The organism is Undibacterium sp. 14-3-2, from assembly GCF_016595265.1.
Lineage (GTDB): Bacteria > Pseudomonadota > Gammaproteobacteria > Burkholderiales > Burkholderiaceae_D > Undibacterium > Undibacterium aquatile.
Genome location: NZ_JAENGS010000006.1, coordinates 20,033 through 37,138 on the forward strand (window position 1 = coordinate 20,033; position 17,106 = coordinate 37,138).

The 17,106-nt window shown below is 48.9% G+C and carries 15 protein-coding genes; 6 read left to right on the forward strand and 9 right to left on the reverse strand.

The genetic code is table 11. The annotated features are described in order from the left end of the window. Positions 1–33: 33 nt before the first annotated feature. Positions 34–1,794: a GGDEF domain-containing protein gene (locus Undi14_RS13735; protein ID WP_234030623.1), complete on the forward strand. Its 1,761-nt coding sequence runs from the start codon at positions 34–36 to the stop codon at positions 1,792–1,794. A 73-nt stretch (positions 1,795–1,867) separates the two neighbouring features. Here the strand turns inward: Undi14_RS13735 and serS are convergent, their stop codons facing one another. Next, positions 1,868–3,163 carry a serine--tRNA ligase gene (gene serS / locus Undi14_RS13740; protein ID WP_200180924.1) on the reverse strand — a complete coding sequence of 432 codons (1,296 nt, stop codon included), beginning with the start codon at positions 3,161–3,163 and terminating at the stop codon, positions 1,868–1,870. A 140-nt stretch (positions 3,164–3,303) separates the two neighbouring features. Here serS and Undi14_RS18290 point away from each other — a divergent pair, with 140 nt between their 5' ends. Next, positions 3,304–3,495, forward strand: a complete 192-nt coding sequence (locus tag Undi14_RS18290) for a hypothetical protein (protein ID WP_234030608.1) — start codon at positions 3,304–3,306, stop codon at positions 3,493–3,495. Here Undi14_RS18290 and Undi14_RS13745 read toward each other — a convergent pair. From Undi14_RS13745 to Undi14_RS13755, 3 genes are read right to left on the reverse strand one after another with little or no spacing between them, the layout of a single operon-like run. After that, positions 3,492–4,796 (reverse strand): replication-associated recombination protein A, encoded by a 1,305-nt coding sequence (locus tag Undi14_RS13745; RefSeq protein WP_200180926.1) that lies wholly within the window; start codon positions 4,794–4,796, stop codon positions 3,492–3,494. The two genes, Undi14_RS18290 and Undi14_RS13745, sit on opposite strands and share 4 nt — an antisense overlap. 43 nt (positions 4,797–4,839) lie before the next feature. Next, positions 4,840–5,514 carry an outer membrane lipoprotein chaperone LolA gene (lolA, locus tag Undi14_RS13750; protein WP_186885861.1) on the reverse strand — a complete coding sequence of 225 codons (675 nt, stop codon included), beginning with the start codon at positions 5,512–5,514 and terminating at the stop codon, positions 4,840–4,842. A 53-nt stretch (positions 5,515–5,567) separates the two neighbouring features. Further along, on the reverse strand, positions 5,568–7,913 hold the full coding sequence (locus Undi14_RS13755) for a DNA translocase FtsK (protein WP_200180929.1): 2,346 nt from the start codon (positions 7,911–7,913) through the stop codon (positions 5,568–5,570). 245 nt (positions 7,914–8,158) lie between these two features. On the opposite strand from Undi14_RS13755, the gene trxB reads away from it, so the two are divergent. Next, positions 8,159–9,106 carry a thioredoxin-disulfide reductase gene (gene trxB / locus Undi14_RS13760; protein WP_200180931.1) on the forward strand — a complete coding sequence of 316 codons (948 nt, stop codon included), beginning with the start codon at positions 8,159–8,161 and terminating at the stop codon, positions 9,104–9,106. A gap of 14 nt (positions 9,107–9,120) precedes the next feature. Next, positions 9,121–9,756 carry a Smr/MutS family protein gene (locus tag Undi14_RS13765; protein ID WP_186885858.1) on the forward strand — a complete coding sequence of 212 codons (636 nt, stop codon included), beginning with the start codon at positions 9,121–9,123 and terminating at the stop codon, positions 9,754–9,756. A gap of 21 nt (positions 9,757–9,777) precedes the next feature. Here the strand turns inward: Undi14_RS13765 and Undi14_RS13770 are convergent, their stop codons facing one another. From Undi14_RS13770 to Undi14_RS13780, 3 genes are read right to left on the reverse strand one after another with little or no spacing between them, the layout of a single operon-like run. Continuing rightward, complete coding sequence (locus tag Undi14_RS13770) at positions 9,778–10,917, reverse strand: ABC transporter substrate-binding protein (RefSeq protein WP_234030609.1); 1,140 nt, start codon at positions 10,915–10,917, stop codon at positions 9,778–9,780. 29 nt (positions 10,918–10,946) lie between these two features. Next, on the reverse strand, positions 10,947–11,285 hold the full coding sequence (locus Undi14_RS13775; protein WP_186885856.1) for a P-II family nitrogen regulator: 339 nt from the start codon (positions 11,283–11,285) through the stop codon (positions 10,947–10,949). Between the two features lie 15 nt (positions 11,286–11,300). Further along, positions 11,301–12,914, reverse strand: coding sequence for an NAD+ synthase (locus Undi14_RS13780; RefSeq protein ID WP_200180935.1), 1,614 nt, complete (start codon positions 12,912–12,914; stop codon positions 11,301–11,303). A gap of 27 nt (positions 12,915–12,941) precedes the next feature. Here Undi14_RS13780 and Undi14_RS13785 point away from each other — a divergent pair, with 27 nt between their 5' ends. Continuing rightward, positions 12,942–14,108 carry a GNAT family N-acetyltransferase gene (locus Undi14_RS13785; protein WP_200180937.1) on the forward strand — a complete coding sequence of 389 codons (1,167 nt, stop codon included), beginning with the start codon at positions 12,942–12,944 and terminating at the stop codon, positions 14,106–14,108. 24 nt (positions 14,109–14,132) lie between these two features. Next, positions 14,133–15,170, forward strand: a complete 1,038-nt coding sequence (locus Undi14_RS13790) for a serine/threonine-protein kinase (protein WP_186885853.1) — start codon at positions 14,133–14,135, stop codon at positions 15,168–15,170. Positions 15,171–15,270: 100 nt separating this feature from the next. Here Undi14_RS13790 and ppa read toward each other — a convergent pair whose 3' ends face one another. Together ppa and Undi14_RS13800 are read right to left on the reverse strand one after the other, a co-directional pair. Then, positions 15,271–15,807, reverse strand: coding sequence for an inorganic diphosphatase (gene ppa, locus Undi14_RS13795; RefSeq protein WP_186885852.1), 537 nt, complete (start codon positions 15,805–15,807; stop codon positions 15,271–15,273). A gap of 101 nt (positions 15,808–15,908) precedes the next feature. Then, on the reverse strand, positions 15,909–17,105 hold the full coding sequence (locus Undi14_RS13800; protein ID WP_200180939.1) for a heme biosynthesis protein HemY: 1,197 nt from the start codon (positions 17,103–17,105) through the stop codon (positions 15,909–15,911). Position 17,106 lies beyond the last annotated feature (1 nt).

The window sequence follows — 17,106 nt, forward strand, 5'->3', positions numbered from 1 at the left end:
GCAGCCGGGGCGACGACGGATGATGGCGATGCGATGACGCTGGCGCATTTGCAGCGCATCATCGAACAACGCTCGCTGACGGCGCGTTTCCAGCCTATCGTTGAAATGCAGAATGGCGATATTCTGGGTTACGAAGGCTTGATACGCGGCCCGTCTGACAGCCCGCTGCATTCACCGATTAATTTATTTAAAGCGGCATCGGCACACAATTTAACGGTCGTAGTCGAACATCTGTGCCGCAAGATCGTGCTGGAAGAATTTTTTGTACAAAATCTACCAGGCAAGCTGTTTCTGAATGTCAGCCCGGAATGCCTGATCCAGCGCGATGTGCGCTATGGTGAAACGCTGGATTACATTCATCAGTTGGGCGTGAATCCAGACCGCGTCATCATCGAGCTGACCGAATATCAGCCGACGCATGATTACGCTTTGTTGTCGGAGGCGGTGATTCATTATCGCAGCATGGGTTTTGAAATTGCGATTGATGATCTGGGCGAGGGCTTTTCGAGTCTGCGCTTGTGGTCAGAATTAAAGCCTGATTACGTAAAAATCGACATGCACTTTATCCAGGGCATCGATCATGATCCGGTGAAGGCGCAGTTTGTCCGCTCGATACAAAGCATTGCAGAGAAATCGGCAACACGGGTCATTGCCGAGGGCATAGAAACGCATGCAGAATTGCTGATGGTGCGCGATATCGGCGTGGCTTGTGGTCAGGGCTATCACATCGCCCGCCCTCACCCGACGCCGAGCAAGGCAATTCCGGCAGAGGTGGCCAAGGCGCTGGTATCCCATCATCAGCAACTGTCGCGCCGAGCGTCTGGCTTCTTTGAGCAAACCGCGGCAGTCGAAAAGATTCTGAAAGAAACGCCGTCGATACCGTCGAGTATGCTGAATAATCAGGTCGATGATATTTTTTTGCAGAACCCGAAATTACAGATGATACCGGTGGTCGATCAGGGCACGCCTATCGGCATCATCAATCGCTATCACATGATTGATCGCTTCGCGCGCCCGTATCAGCGCGAGTTGTACGGCAAAAAATCCTGCAAGGTGTTTATGGATCCGCACCCGGTGGTGGTCGATAAAAACACCAGCATGCAGGATGTCAGCCATATCATTGTCGAAGCCAATCCTGAGCATCTGATCAACGGCATCATCATTACCGATCAGGGGCAATATCTGGGCATTTGTACCGGGCCGGATCTGATGCGCGAAATCACGCAAATGCAGATTACCGCCGCACGCTATGCGAATCCGCTGACGCAGTTACCCGGTAACGTGCCGATCAATGAACACATTGATCAGCTGCTGCAAAAACAGCAGAGATTCAGCGCCTGTTATTGCGATCTCGATCATTTCAAGCCGTTTAATGACGTATATGGTTACCGGCGCGGCGACGATATTATTCAGATGACGGGCGATGTGCTGAAACGGCATTGCGATTCACAGATGGATTTTATCGGTCACATCGGCGGCGATGATTTTATTATTCTGTTTCGCAGCGATGACTGGGAGCAGCGTTGCAGCGATATTCTGGAAAGCTTTGCAACCGAGATTCAGGATTTTTATAACAATGAAGACCGAGAACGCGGTGGTTATCTGAGTGAAGACCGGCAAGGAAAAAAAGTGTTTTATCCGTTGGTGAGTCTGTCGCTGGGTGTAGTCAAATCCAGCCCGAATCAGTTTTATTCGCATCATCAGATTTCGATTGCGGCTTCTGAAGCAAAGAAACAGGCAAAGAAAATTCACGGCAACAGCTTGTTTGTCGATCGCCGCGCCGAAGTGAAATAGAGATAAAAAAAATCCCGCATCGAATACAACAATGCGGGATTTTTTTCAGATCAACTTATTGCAACAAGCTGAGTTACGCTGCCGGCACTAATTTTTCCATGCCGCCCATGTAAGGGCGCAACGCTTCTGGAATCACCACGGAGCCATCTGCCTGCTGATAATTTTCCAGCACCGCCACCAGCGTGCGTCCCACTGCCAGGCCAGAACCATTCAGCGTATGCACCGCTTCTGGCTTACCTTGCGCATTGCGGAAACGTGCCTGCATGCGACGTGCCTGGAAGGCTTCCATATTCGATACCGAAGAAATTTCGCGGTAAGTATTTTGTGCTGGCAACCAGACTTCCAGATCGAAAGTTTTGGTTGCGCCAAAGCCCATATCACCGGTACACAAACTGACGACGCGGTAAGGCAAGCCCAGTTTTTTCAGAATCGCTTCGGCATGACCGACCATTTCGTCCAGTGCTTCCATGGATTTTTCCGGATGCACGATCTGCACCATTTCCACTTTGTCGAACTGATGCTGACGTATCATGCCGCGTGTATCACGGCCATAGCTGCCTGCTTCAGAACGGAAGCATGGTGTATGCGCCGTCATCTTGATCGGCAAAGCATCTGCAGGAATGATTTCATCACGCACGGTGTTGGTTAATGTCACTTCGGAGGTCGGGATCAGATACAGCGTTTCGCCCTCACCGTCTTGTCCGCCTTTTTTCACGGCAAACAAATCTTCTTCAAATTTCGGCAACTGGCCGGTGCCGCGCATGGAATCGGCATTCACCATGTACGGCGTGTACATTTCTGTGTAGCCGTGTTCAACGGTTTGCGTGTCGAGCATGAATTGCGCCAGCGCACGATGCAGACGCGCCATACCGCCCTTCATTACCGAGAAACGCGAACCGGTTAATTTGACTGCGGTATCAAAATCCAGACCCAGAGCGGAACCGATATCGACGTGATCTTTGACCTCGAAATCAAACACTGGCGGTGTGCCGACTTTACGGATTTCGACGTTCGCGGTTTCATCCTGCCCCACCACCACAGATTCGTGCGGCAGATTCGGTATCGTTTGCAAGAATGCCGTCATGGCGGTCTGCACTTCTGACAGACGCACTTCTGAGGCTTTCAATTCGTCGCCGATGCCGCCGACTTCGGCCATCACTGCGGAAGCATCTTCGCCTTTGCCTTTGAGCATACCGATTTGTTTGGACAAGCTGTTGCGCTTGGCTTGCAGTTCTTCAGTGCGGGACTGAATCTGCTTACGTTCACCTTCGAGTGCGTTAAAGGCATCGACATCGAGTTTGAATTTACGGGTAGCAAGACGCGCGGCAACAGCGGCGATATCTTTACGCAGGAGTTGAATATCTATCATAGTGATCTGATACGAATAAGTGGAATGAGCTAATCGGCTATTGTAGCAAGGGAGGGCGAATTTCCCTAAACTTATAGCATGCGACTGCGACTGAATTTCAATGCAAGCCAACGCATGTAAATGCAAATAATGGGGAGTATATGAGCAAAATCAGCCTATCTCTATACAAACAAAGGGGGATAGGCTGGCAAAAACAGATACCCCCGGGAGTATATTTCAGGCTTTTTTCTGCTTTTTTAGTGATTTCTGAGCGTTTTTTTTGCCGCGTTTTGACATTAGCAAATGCGCTGAAACCTGATCAAGCGCATCAGCAAATCGACAGACGCCGTTAAACGCCGTCCGCCTCATCATCCAGCCGCCGCAAATACGCCAGCTTTTCTGCAATTTTGATTTCCAGTCCGCGCGGCACAGGGTGATACCAGGATTCGCCTTCCAAGCCTTCCGGCAGATAAGTTTCACCAGCGGCATACGCATCCGGCTCGTCATGGGCATAGCGATACAGTTTGCCGTAACCGAGTTGCTTCATTAACTTGGTCGGCGCATTCCGCAAATGTTCAGGTACGACGCGCGATTTATCTTTCGCGACCAGCGCCCGCACCGCGTTATAGGCTTTATAAACTGCGTTCGATTTCGCCGCACACGCAAGGTAAATTACCGCCTCCGCCAACGCTAACTCGCCCTCCGGCGAGCCCAGACGTTCATAGGTTTCAGCCGCATCCAGACAAATACGCAAAGCGCGCGGATCAGCCAGACCGATATCCTCCGACGCCATGCGGACAATGCGCCGCGCCATATAACGCGGATCAGCGCCGCCATCGAGCATGCGCACCAGCCAGTAGAGCGCAGCATCAGGATTCGATCCACGCACGGATTTATGTAAGGCAGAAATCTGATCGTAAAACGCATCGCCGCCTTTATCAAACCGTCGCAAAGCGTCGCCCAGACATTCACTGAGTAAAGCGGGATCAACGATAGTTAAATTTTTGGCAGTAGCGGCATGCGCCACGATATCGAGGTTATTCAATAATTTTCGACCGTCGCCATCGGCGCTGGACACCAGACTGGCTTTAGCTTCCGGCAATATCTGCAAGCCATCGAGCTGACGCTCGCAGGCACGATCCACCATCAGCGCAAGATCATCATCCGTCAGCGATTTCAGCACATACACAGCGGCCCGCGACAGCAAGGCGCTATTGACTTCGAATGAAGGATTTTCGGTCGTCGCGCCGATGAAGGTGAACAAGCCACTTTCCACATGCGGCAAAAAAGCGTCTTGCTGACTCTTGTTGAAACGATGCACTTCATCGACAAACAAGATGGTGCGACGTTGCGAAGTCGCCTGCAGAATCTGCGCCCGTTCAACGGCTTCGCGGATATCTTTAATGCCAGATAAAACGGCGGACAAGGCAATAAATTCGCAGTGGAATGCATCTGCCATCAGGCGCGCCAGCGTGGTTTTCCCCACACCCGGCGGGCCCCACAAGATCATCGAATGTGGCTCGCCAGACTGAAACGCAACGCGTAGCGGTTTACCCTCGCCCAGAATATGCTGCTGACCAATCACATCATCCAGCGTCGCCGGACGCATGCGCTCTGCCAGCGGCGCGAGCTTCTTACGTGGTGCGTTCATCATGCAATCACATCTGCCATCTCATTTGCCAACTCAATTTCCATCATTATTGGCGGAACACATCCGCCCCGGCTGGGACGACGAATTTAAACTGATCGGCTTTCAAAGCGGGATTTTTTTCCATACTTTTGAGCGTCACCAATGACACCTGACCAAACTGATCGCGCAATTCCAAAGCGTAAGGAACACCGTCTTTCATGCCGATGCCGATATGATCGAACTGGCTGCCTTTGGCTTTCGCAGTTGCTTCCAGCCATTCCATGCCCTGCTTCGATGGCACATCTTTGAGGACGAAATTTTTATCCAGATCAGCAGCACCAGCGCTGCCAAACAGAATCGCTGCAGGGCTGGAACCCAAAGCATTGCCTAATTCTTTGATCGTGACCTGATTTAAATCTTTATCGAAGATAAAGAGCTTTTCACCATCGGCCTGCAACACTTGTTCGTAAGGCTTTTGGTAAGTCCAGATGAATTTCCCGGGACGGGCAAAGACGAATGCGCCGCTGAAGGTCTTGGAGACTTTAGGGTTGCCATCGACCATCTTGATCTGCTGCTGAACGAATTCACCTTTGGCACTTTTGGTGTTCGAGACAAAGGATTTGAATTGATCGACTGCGGACGCCATGGCGATTGCGGGTAACAGCGTGGTGGCAACAACACATGCCAGCAGACCGCGTACTATTTTACTTTGCTTCTTCACTGATTTTCCTTGATTACTCATCTGTACTACTTATCATAACGACCGCCTGATCCGCCTGTCGCGGCTATCCTTGACTACTCAGCATTTCCGACCGGGACCAGAATTTCACGGTTACCGTTCGACTGCATCGTCGATACGACCCCGCTTTGCTCCATTTGTTCCAGCAAGCGGGCAGCGCGATTGTAACCAATGCGCAAATGCCGCTGCACCAGCGAAATCGAAGCGCGGCGGTTTTTCAATACGATCGCCACGGCCTGATCATACAAGGCATCGGCCTCGCCACCACCGGCAACCTCGCCCGCAGCGCCGCTCTCACCGCCCTCTTCCAAAGTGCCGCCTTCGAGTATGCCTTCGATATAGTTAGGCTCACCCTGGGCTTTCAGATGTTCGACCACACGATGCACTTCTTCATCCGACACAAACGCGCCGTGTACCCGTACCGGCAAACCGGTGCCGGGCGGCATGTACAGCATATCGCCCATACCGAGCAGTGTTTCTGCGCCCATCTGATCGAGAATCGTGCGTGAGTCGATTTTACTGCTGACCTGAAACGCGATACGGGTAGGAATATTCGCCTTGATCAGGCCGGTAATTACGTCCACCGATGGTCGTTGCGTTGCCAGAATCAAATGTATCCCCGCCGCGCGTGCTTTTTGCGCAATACGGGCGATCAGCTCTTCCACCTTTTTACCCACCACCATCATCAGATCAGCCAACTCATCAATGATGATGACGATGGTTGGCAATTTATCGAGCGGCTCCGGTGCATCCGGCGTGAGGCTGAATGGATTCGGTATATGCTGCTCTTTCTTTGCCGCTTCTGCGATTTTGACGTTGTAACCGGCCAGATTACGCACACCCAGTTTCGACATCAGTTTATACCGGCGTTCCATTTCAGAAACCGCCCAGTTCAGAGCATGCCCAGCCTGACGCATATCCGTCACCACCGGTGCCAGCAAATGCGGAATGCCTTCATAGACTGACATTTCCAACATCTTAGGGTCGATCAGTATCATGCGCACGTCGTTAGGATCAGACTTGTACAGCAGTGACAATATCGTCGCATTAATGCCGACAGATTTACCTGAGCCGGTTGTACCAGCCACCAGCAAATGCGGCATCTTCGCCAGATCGGCACAAATCGGATTACCTGCAATATCTTTACCGAGTGCTACGGTGAGGCTTGATGAGCTGTCGTGATAAATCTTGGAGCTCAGAATTTCTGTCAGGCGGACAATCTGCCGTTTCGGATTCGGCAATTCCAGCCCCATGTAATTTTTACCGGGAATGGTTTCTACAACACGTATCGACGTCAGCGACAATGAGCGCGCCAGATCACGCGCCAGATTGACGATCTGACTGCCTTTTACGCCGGTCGCCGGCTCAATTTCGTAACGGGTAATGACAGGCCCCGGATAAGCCGCAACGACCTTGGCATCAACACCGAAATCGGAGAGTTTTTTCTCTATCAGACGACTGGTGAATTCCAGGGTCTGCACGCTGACGGTTTCTTGCACAGGCGGCGCATCATCAAGCAAAGAAAGCGGTGGTAGATTCGTGTCTGGCAGTTCATTGAATAAGGACACCTGTTTCTCTTTTTCCACACGCTCAGAACGCTGCACAGCAACCACTTGAGGCTCGATACGTATCGGCGATGCTTCCACAATCTTAGCGCGCTCTTGCACCACCACTTCTTCGCGCTTGACTGCGGCAGTCTGACCAACTCGCCGGTCTTCCGCCGCCGCGTATTTATTTTGTATGAACACAAACACGGTTTCTATCGCCGCTCCGGTTTTTTCTGCGATCGTCAGCCAGGACACCTGAAAATACAAGCTGATGCCCAATGCCATCGCCATCAGCAACACCAGTGTCGCGCCAGTAAAACCCATAGCGCTGTATGCGGCAGAGCCAATTACATTGCCAAGTACGCCCCCTGGAGCCAATGGCAATGGCAGACTCAGGGTATGCATGCGCAAAAACTCCAGCCCCATGCTGCCGCAAATCAGCAAGGCAAATCCCGTGATCCGCGCAAGCAGGTAAGGCAAGCCCTCTTCTTCGCCGGTTTTCGTTTCGACTTGCATCGATAGCCGATCAGCCAGACGCCGATAAGATTTCACTACCTGACGCAAGCAAACGACGCTCCACCACCAGGCAGAAAAACCGAATACATACAGCACCACGTCTGCCAGCCAAGCGCCGAATTTTCCGCCCAGATTATGGATTTTCGGGACAACGCTAGACTGTGACCAGCCCGGATCTGCCTTGGAATACGTCGCCAGTATCAATATCAGGCAAACGCTTAATGCAGCGAAAATGAGCCAGCGTGCCTCCATCAGCAACACCACCATTTTATTTGGCAGTGGCGGGGGCGGCGGGCTTTTATTGCTACGGGTGTAGGCTTCGCTGTTACTTGTAGTCATAAATCAGGAAAATGTTCATCCAGACAACCAAAGACTGACAAGATAGCATGTTAGAGCCCGCTCGCCAAACACCGGGCACCTCACGCAGCGCCAGAGGATAGACTATAATTTGCGCTGATCTGCAGATGAAAATGCAAAAAAGCTCCATCGCTTGCTTTTTTCTAAGGCAACACCATCTGCAAGCAAATAAGGCATCGATTATCCCGTCTGGCCTCCCCTTCAACTCTTTTTATGCAGGTCTGCTCATGTCTACATCTAAAAAACACGCTCGCGTATTGATTCTCGGCTCAGGTCCAGCGGGTTATTCCGCCGCTATTTACGCCGCCCGCGCCAACCTAAATCCGGTATTGATCACTGGCGTAGAACAAGGTGGGCAGCTCATGACGACAACGGATGTCGAAAACTGGCCAGCAGATCCGCTGGGTGTGCAAGGTCCGGAACTGATGCAACGTTTTCTACAACATGCAGAACGTTTTAACACTGAAATCATTTTCGATTACATCCATACAACCAAGCTCGATGAAAAACCTATCCGTTTGATTGGTGATCAGGGTGAATACACCTGTGATTCACTGATTATCGCGACTGGTGCATCGGCACAATATCTGGGTTTACCTTCTGAACAAGCCTTTATGGGTAAAGGTGTCTCCGCCTGCGCCACTTGCGATGGATTCTTTTATCGCGGCAAAGAAGTTGCGGTTGTCGGTGGCGGCAATACAGCGGTCGAAGAGGCACTGTATTTATCGAATATCGCCAGTAAAGTTACAGTGATTCACCGTCGCGACAAATTCCGCGCAGAAGCTATTCTGATCGACCGCCTGATGGCAAAAGTTGCCGAAGGCAAAGTAGAAGTCAAATGGAATCACACTCTGGACGAGGTCACCGGAGATAATTCCGGCGTCACTGGCGTGAATATCAAATCAGCAGACGGCGTCATTACTCAGGTGCCATTGCATGGCGTCTTTGTTGCTATTGGTCACAAACCGAATACCGGCATTTTTGAAGGTCAGCTGGAAATGCATAACGGCTACATCAAAACCCGCACTGGCACTGAAGGCATGGCAACCGCAACGAATGTTCCCGGCGTATTTGCAGCTGGTGATGTGCAGGATCATGTTTACCGTCAGGCGATTACCAGCGCAGGTACCGGCTGTATGGCGGCACTGGATGCACAGCGTTATCTGGAAGAATAATCCAGGCTGAATCGATGTCGTCGCTGAAAAATTTTGCTGACCTGAAATCTCTGGGTCAGCAACTCAAAACACAACAGGAAGCCAGACAGCGCGCTGAAGCAGAACGTCTGGAGCAGGAAAAGAAAGCAAAAGCAGAAGCGAATATTTTCCGCTCCAGCATAGGTTCGGTTGAACCATTGAAAGTGGCAGTCAAGCATCAGGCAACTCCGGTACGCCCGGCACCAATACCGTTTCAATACATCGCCGATGAGAAAGCAGCCCTGCAAGAATCGCTTTCTGATGAATTCGATGCGGATTCATTACTGGAAACAGATGAAAATCTGAGCTACACCCGTCCCGGAGTCGGGGTTGATGTCGTCAGAAAATTACGCAAGGGGCACTGGGTGATCCAGGCGCAATTAGATTTGCATGGTCTGCGCCGCGATCAGGCCAGAGACAGTCTGGGTGATTTTCTGAGGCGATGCGGTAGAAACGGTGTTCGTTGCGTACGGATCATTCATGGAAAAGGCCTGGGTTCTGTCAATAAAGAACCCGTTCTGAAGCACAAAGTAAGAAACTGGCTGATCCAGAAAGATGAGGTGCTGGCGTTTAGTCAGGCGACTGCAGCAGATGGCGGATCAGGTGCGCTGATCGTATTATTAAAGGCCTGAGTTTCCTCAGGCCTTTTTTTATCAGTTCTTGAATTTTCCGTCTTTGCCAATCATGGTCATATCAACGAATTTTGAACCATTGTGATTTGACGATGAAAAGTTAATGTCAAAACCACCAGCATCGTAACTCTTAGTGTTCAACGACTCTAAAGAGGAAATCAATTTTTCTCGGGTCAGATTCTGGCCTGAACGACGCAAACCTTCCACAAACACCTTCGCCGCAATAAAACCTTCCAGACTGGAAAAATTCAGGTCTTTAATGCCGGCTTTATTCATGATTTTTGTGTATTCACCGACGACAGTTGCGTTCGCCGCTGACCAAGGGAAAGGCACGACCTGCGACACAACGACACCGGAACCATCTTTACCCAAAGCATCCGACAAAGCCTGACTACCGACAAAAGAGACGTTATAAAACTGGCCGGTATAACCCAACCGACGCATCTCTTTAATTAACGCTGCAGAAGAAGAATAAGCGCTGATCTGGATAATAACGTCGGGACGTTTTGCCATCATTTTTTCAACTGCTTTGGCAACATCAAGACTATTTCTCTCTACCGTTGCAGTATCAACAATAGGAAGATTTTTTTTCTTCAGCGCACGCTCTACGCCGGTTAATCCTGCTTTACCGTACGCGTCATTTTGATAGAACACAGCGATATTTTTAAGCCCGGTATTCACCAGACGATCAACCAAATGTTCGGTTTCGTCAAAATAGCTGGCGCGAACATTGAAGATCAACTTATTGAAAGGTTCCCGCAAAGACTGAGCACCAGTATAAGGTGCAAAGAATGGCACTTTCGCTTGCGTGAATATCGGCATTGCGGCGTTGCTGGTTGCAGTGCCAACATAACCAAACAAGGCAAATACATCGTCAGTGTCTATCAGTGCCTTCGTATTGGCAGCAGCAATGTCAGCCTCGTATTTATCGTCACGCTTAATGACTTCGATCTTACGGCCAAATACGCCGCCAGTGCTATTCACGTGATCAAAATAGGCTTTCGCCCCTGCATGCAACTGTATGCCCAGTTGCGCTGCAGGCCCCGAAAAAGCAGCAGATTGGCCGATAATAATTTTATGCTCACTAACGCCATTTTCCGCGGCAGCTGGCATGGCCAGCAGCGCTGCGAATACAGCAGTGAGTAATTTGGATGCCATCATAGTTGCTTGCACTCAGTTTAAGTAATAAATCAGACCGCTTCAGAACCAGTTTCACCGGTACGGATGCGAATTACCTGCTCAACGTTCTGCACAAAAATTTTGCCATCGCCTATTTTTCCAGTATGCGCCGCTTTAATAATGGCATCAACAACGTTATCGCAAATGTTGTCGTCCACAACAACTTCTACTTTAATTTTCGGCAAAAAATCCACAACATATTCGGCACCGCGATACAGTTCAGTGTGTCCCTTTTGGCGACCAAAGCCTTTTACTTCGGTCACGGTCAAGCCCGTTACGCCAACATCAGCCAATGCTTCGCGAACTTCATCCAACTTAAATGGTTTAATGACTGCTGTAATTTGTTTCATAATAAATTTCCTTTTTTAGTCTCTGAATTTTGAGGTGATCGGGTAGCGCCAGTCACGACCAAAAGCACGGTGAGTAATCCGCACACCTATTGGTGCCTGACGACGTTTGTATTCATTTATTTTAATCAAACGCGTAATTCGTTCAACATCCTCTTCGCGATATCCTGCTGCAATAATATCGGCACGGGATTTATTTTGTTCCATATACAACTGCATGATGCCATCGAGTATTTCATAGGGAGGCAAAGAATCCTGATCGGTTTGATCCGGACGCAGTTCGGCAGAAGGTGGTCGCGTCAGAATGCGCTCTGGAATAATTTCGGCAATACTGTTTCTGTAAGCGCATAAACGATAAACCAGCGTTTTGGGAATATCTTTAATCACAGCAAAGCCACCTGCCATATCACCATACAAGGTGCAATAACCAACGGCCATTTCACTCTTATTGCCGGTCGTCAGCACGATTGAACCATACTTATTGGATAAGGCCATCAGTATCGTGCCACGGATCCGCGCTTGAATATTTTCTTCTGTCGTATCTTCTTTTAAGCCGGCAAACTCTGCGCTCAGGGTGGTTCTGAATGCATCGAAACAAGCGCCGATTGAAATCTCATCGTAACGCACAGCAAGGCGCTCCACCATATCGCGCGAGTCTAACAGAGAGATATCTGCGGTATACGGTGAAGGCATCATGATTGCCCTGACTTTTTCTGCACCCAATGCATCAACCGCGATCGCCAGAGTTAACGCGGAATCAACGCCGCCAGACAATCCCAGTAAGACGCCGGGAAAGCCATTTTTAGTCACATAATCACGCACGCCAAGTACCAGCGCCTTATAAACCTGAGATTCTGTTGTGCCCAATTCAGGCAAGGGCTGAGAAACCGGTTGTGCGCCTTCAAATTCTATGACTTGCAAAGCCGTTTCGCAGTGTGCCAACTGAGCAACGAGTTCCCCTTGCGAATTTAAAACAAAGGAATTTCCATCAAAAATCAGTTCATCCTGACCGCCAAGTAAATTTGCATACACAAGCGACATGCCTGTAGTGCTGACATTCGCGCGCATCACATCAAGACGTTGCTGCTGCTTATCCATGTGAAATGGCGAGCCATTTGGCACCAACAATACCTGCGTCCCTGCACTCCTCGCTGCCAGAGGGGCATCTTTAAACCAGGTATCTTCACAAATATTGATACCAAAGCGCACGCCCTTCACGTCGAACACACAAGCCTCAGAACCAGCAGAAAAATATCTGACTTCATCGAATACCATGTCATTCGGCAGATTGCGCTTAAAGTAGCATTCAATGACGCTGCCGTTAAGCAAAACGGAAACCGCATTAAAATGACGTCCATCTCTGGCCTCAGGATGTCCGACCAACACATAAATATCTTTGAATGCAGCAAGCTGAACAGTCAGATCAGATAACACCTGCTGTGTTTGCAGATAAAACCCGGTTCTTAACAGTAAATCCTCCGGAGGATAACCAACCAAAGACAGCTCAGGTGTTACAACAATATCGGCTCCCTGCTCAGCTGCCTGGCGGACATAATTTACTATTTTCGCGGCATTTCCGGCCAGATCACCGACCGTACTATTCATCTGAGCAATGGCAACTTTAATCGTCATAATGGTGCAATTTGAAAAAATCAAAAAATGGAATTAGTTTCTATCGACCAGTATTATCGCATGGGCTTCGCAAGTTCTCTCTCTGATATTGGACAAGAACAATGGGACAATTTGCTGAAATCCGATCCGTCCGCCAATCCCTTTCTTTCGTATGCTTTTTTACACGCCTTACACTCATCCGGATCGGCCTCGGCAAAAACTGGCTGGCATCCATATTATTTAACGATATGGCAAGATAAAACCTTGGTTGGCGCTTGCCCGCTTTATCAGAAAACACATTCTTACGGTGAGTACGTGTTTGACTGGTCCTGGGCACAGGCATATCAACAGCATGGGTTGCAGTACTACCCCAAGCTACTGTCCGCGATACCATTCACCCCTGTCACAGGCAGCAGAATTATTGCGAGTGATAATACGGTCAGAAACTTATTGCTGGAAAATCTGAAAAACCTCACGCTGTCAGGAGAGTTTTCCTCGTGTCACATTCTGTTTCCTGATGAAAATCAAATAACACAGCTGAAGAATGCAGGTTTTTTGATCAGAGCGGGGGTACAATTTCATTGGCAAAACGATCAGCATTCTGACTTCGAAAGTTTTCTGAAGACGCTCAGTAAGAAAAAACGCAAAAATATCCGTGCCGAGCGAAAAAAAGTACAGGAACTAGGCATTATTTTCTCGCATATTCAAGGTTTGGAGGCAAACGAGGAAGACTGGCTTTTTTTCAAGCGCTGTTACGATGCCACGTATGAAAATCATCACTCAAAACCTTACCTGAATCTTGAGTTTTTCACACAAATTGGCAGCACAATACCGCAGCACGTCCATCTTATTTTTGCGATTAAAGATGGAAAGAAAATTGCGGCTTCGCTGTTGATATTCAATCAAAGCAAGGTGTACGGTCGTTATTGGGGTTGTGTTGAGCATTATCCTTGCCTGCATTTCGAGACAGCTTATTATCAGGCGATAGAATTTTGCATTAATAACGGTATCCGGACCTTTGAAGGCGGAGCCCAAGGGGAACACAAGATGGCCAGAGGATTTCTACCGCAAAAGACTGCCTCGGCACATTTCTTAACGCACCCAGAGTTCAGTAATGCTGTCGCCAATTTTCTGCAAAGAGAAACAAACGGCATAGAACTGTATCTGGACGATTTGAATGAGCATAATCCGTATAAACAACCACTTGAAATTTAAGATGCATCAAGGCATCCTGCTGACATGCAAAAAAACAAAACAACATCCGATAATCCGAGTAACGCAATGAATATGCACAAACGCGCTGGTCGCTTTTACCTGACTGAAAAGCTAGGCACAGGATCGAATGGCACCGTCTTTCGGGGTCATGATCCTGTCATTGACCGGGATGTTGCCATCAAAATACTCAATGCAAGCGGGAATGCTGCGGACAAAAAGCAACGTGAACAGCAGTTCATCAACGAAGCACGGGCGGCCGGCAGACTTTCCCATCCGAATATTGTGACGATCTTCGATGCTTCCAGCGAAGGAGGTACAACATTTATCGCGATGGAATTCCTCGGTGGACAAGACTTGAAAATGATGCTGGCCGCGGGACGCACTTTCGATTCCATAGAAACCACTGATATCATTCAAAGAATTGCGGACGCGCTTGCCTATGCCCACGAGAAAGCAGTCATTCACAGAGATATTAAACCTGGCAATATTTTTATTCTGACGAATAATCAACCCAAAGTAGTAGACTTTGGTATTGCCCGCGCACCGAATCGCCTGCTGGATGAAAACCAACCAGCTAATGTAACGCTGTTCAATAATAATATTCTCGGTACACCTAACTACATGTCTCCGGAACAGGCCATGGGAAAACAGGTGAATGCGCAGACGGATATTTATTCGCTCGGCGCGGTCATGTATGAAATGCTGACCTTGCAAAAACCATTTCAAAGTAACGATATAGACAAACTACTGAATCAGATCGCGTATAAAACACCGAAGGCACCGTCAGAAATCAATCCCGCGATACCTGAATCGCTCTCAAGAATCGTAATGAAAGCAATGCAAAAAGAGCTGAGCGATCGCTACCAGACAGCACGCGAGATGGCTGATGATTTACAAAAAGTACTGGATCGAGATAAAAGACTGAAACGCAAGAGAGGAAAAATCAGTCCGGACGGTGCAGAGAACAACACCAGCACTGAGAGCAATACTCTTCTCTGGCTTAGTCTTGCAGCGATACTGATTGCAATCGCGTTTGCGGTAATGGTCAACCTGCCGCGCTAAGGTCTAGTCCATGTGGGGTTTACAAGCAATTACAAACAAGGCTTATTAAGTCTGAATAAAAAACGCGGCCAGAATAGCCGCGTTTTTTAGGGAAACTTACTTATTTCTGAAGCTTTTTGAAATTTTCAACGCCATCCAGAATCTCTTTTTTTGCCTCTTCCGGGCCACCCCAACCTTCAACTTTCACCCACTTGCCTTTTTCAAGATCTTTGTAGTGTTCAAAGAAATGTTGAATCTGTTTCAGGCGCAACTCATTCATATCTTCTGGTTTCTGCCAATGCGTATAAATCGGCAAAATTTTATCGACAGGAACGGCCAACACCTTCGCATCTTCACCACCTTCGTCCGTCATTTGCAATACGCCAATGGCGCGACAGCGAACAACAACACCCGGAATTAAAGGAAATGGTGTGATGACTAACACGTCAACTGGATCACCATCACCAGCGATAGTCTGCGGAACATAACCATAATTACATGGGTAGTGCATTGCCGTGCCCATGAAACGATCAACAAAAATGGCACCAGTTTCTTTATCAACCTCGTATTTGATAGGATCTGCATTCATTGGAATTTCAATGACGACGTTAAAGTCATTTGGCAGATCACGACCTGCTGGTACGTTATTCAAGCTCATGTCACTCTTTCTTAATAGATATCAATAAATTCAATTTACCGTGCAAAATTATATCGGGTTTATGGCTATATTTGTGCGGCGCAAAAGATAAGCCAGCCAAATTACAGCGTCGTCGCTATGGCACATTGCCGGTAATGGTAGGCTGCCTCTTCATCCTGTCCAAGCGCCTCATGCAATTGTGCCAATTTCAGATTCGACTCTGTCACTGTCCGGGCTGAAACCGCGTCAGACAAGGCTTGTTCCATGTGTCGTTGTGCCTTGCCCCATAATTTTTGACGCAAACAAAGCACGCCGAGCGTTAACGCCAATTCAGGATCAGTCGGATGACTCAGGGACCATTTTTCGCAATGTTCAATCTGAGATAACAATGCGGCCGAACCCTCTGCAGCGGCTGCATCGCGATAAGCCCGCAACAGGCGCTCATCCCAATCCTCTGTCAGTGCTTTCTCTACGATAGAACGTGCCTCATCATACAAACCTCTGGCGTTAAAAGCGTTCGCAGCCTGATATGCGATAAAGGCTGATTTTCTGTCGTTTGCCGGGATTTCAAACCAGACGCGCCGCAAAGACTCAGCATCATGCTCATGCCCCTTTAACAAATCCTCGTAGGCTAATTCCTTCAGCCTTTTCGAGAGCGCTGGATGCAGGGCATGATGCTTATCGAGAGTACGAACCAGTTTCAGTACATCGCCCCACTTCTGCGCCTGCTGATTTGCTTTCAATGCCCAACGCAGCACCTGGATATGGCGACTACCATTGGCATGTAACTCCTTAACCGCCTCAAGCGCTTTATCTGACTGATGCTGATCAACCAACAGCTCAGTCGCACTCACAAGCCTTGCGACTTTATAGTTGTTGTCAGCCTCAATTCCCGCCAACCACAGATCTCTGCGCTCAAATTGCCCCATGTGATGCGCCGCACGCGCACCAATCAGTGCAGCCACCCCGGCGTTATCTGGTAGTTCGGCTGCGCGGATCGCCGCTTTCTCAGCATATCCGAAACGTCCTTCAAACAAGGTCTTGAGCGACTCACGCAAAGCCTTGTTGCCATCACGTTCACGCTTCTGCTGGCGGTAAGCTGCCACTTTCTTAGGCATTTTACGTGTGGTGACGATTGCTCCGAAAATCGCATAGACAATCAGAAACAGCACTGCCACCAAAAAGAGAAATAAATTTAAAGATAAATCGATTCTGTAAGGCGGATAAAACAACACGACGTTTCCTGGATTGAAACGCGCACCTATCGCCAGACCAACGGCAAGAGAAAACAGAATCAGAAGCCGGATAAAAATTCGCATA

Excerpts from the sequence above, each read along its gene's own strand:
- Undi14_RS13735 (WP_234030623.1), top strand. The coding sequence starts at position 34 with ATGACGCTGGCGCATTTGCAGCGCATCATCGAACAACGCTCGCTGACG.
- serS (WP_200180924.1), bottom strand. The coding sequence starts at position 3,163 with ATGATAGATATTCAACTCCTGCGTAAAGATATCGCCGCTGTTGCCGCG.
- Undi14_RS18290 (WP_234030608.1), top strand. The coding sequence starts at position 3,304 with ATGAGCAAAATCAGCCTATCTCTATACAAACAAAGGGGGATAGGCTGG.
- Undi14_RS13745 (WP_200180926.1), bottom strand. The coding sequence starts at position 4,796 with ATGATGAACGCACCACGTAAGAAGCTCGCGCCGCTGGCAGAGCGCATG.
- lolA (WP_186885861.1), bottom strand. The coding sequence starts at position 5,514 with ATGAGTAATCAAGGAAAATCAGTGAAGAAGCAAAGTAAAATAGTACGC.
- Undi14_RS13755 (WP_200180929.1), bottom strand. The coding sequence starts at position 7,913 with ATGACTACAAGTAACAGCGAAGCCTACACCCGTAGCAATAAAAGCCCG.
- trxB (WP_200180931.1), top strand. The coding sequence starts at position 8,159 with ATGTCTACATCTAAAAAACACGCTCGCGTATTGATTCTCGGCTCAGGT.
- Undi14_RS13765 (WP_186885858.1), top strand. The coding sequence starts at position 9,121 with ATGTCGTCGCTGAAAAATTTTGCTGACCTGAAATCTCTGGGTCAGCAA.
- Undi14_RS13770 (WP_234030609.1), bottom strand. The coding sequence starts at position 10,917 with ATGATGGCATCCAAATTACTCACTGCTGTATTCGCAGCGCTGCTGGCC.
- Undi14_RS13775 (WP_186885856.1), bottom strand. The coding sequence starts at position 11,285 with ATGAAACAAATTACAGCAGTCATTAAACCATTTAAGTTGGATGAAGTT.
- Undi14_RS13780 (WP_200180935.1), bottom strand. The coding sequence starts at position 12,914 with ATGACGATTAAAGTTGCCATTGCTCAGATGAATAGTACGGTCGGTGAT.
- Undi14_RS13785 (WP_200180937.1), top strand. The coding sequence starts at position 12,942 with ATGGAATTAGTTTCTATCGACCAGTATTATCGCATGGGCTTCGCAAGT.
- Undi14_RS13790 (WP_186885853.1), top strand. The coding sequence starts at position 14,133 with ATGCAAAAAAACAAAACAACATCCGATAATCCGAGTAACGCAATGAAT.
- ppa (WP_186885852.1), bottom strand. The coding sequence starts at position 15,807 with ATGAGCTTGAATAACGTACCAGCAGGTCGTGATCTGCCAAATGACTTT.
- Undi14_RS13800 (WP_200180939.1), bottom strand. The coding sequence starts at position 17,105 with ATGCGAATTTTTATCCGGCTTCTGATTCTGTTTTCTCTTGCCGTTGGT.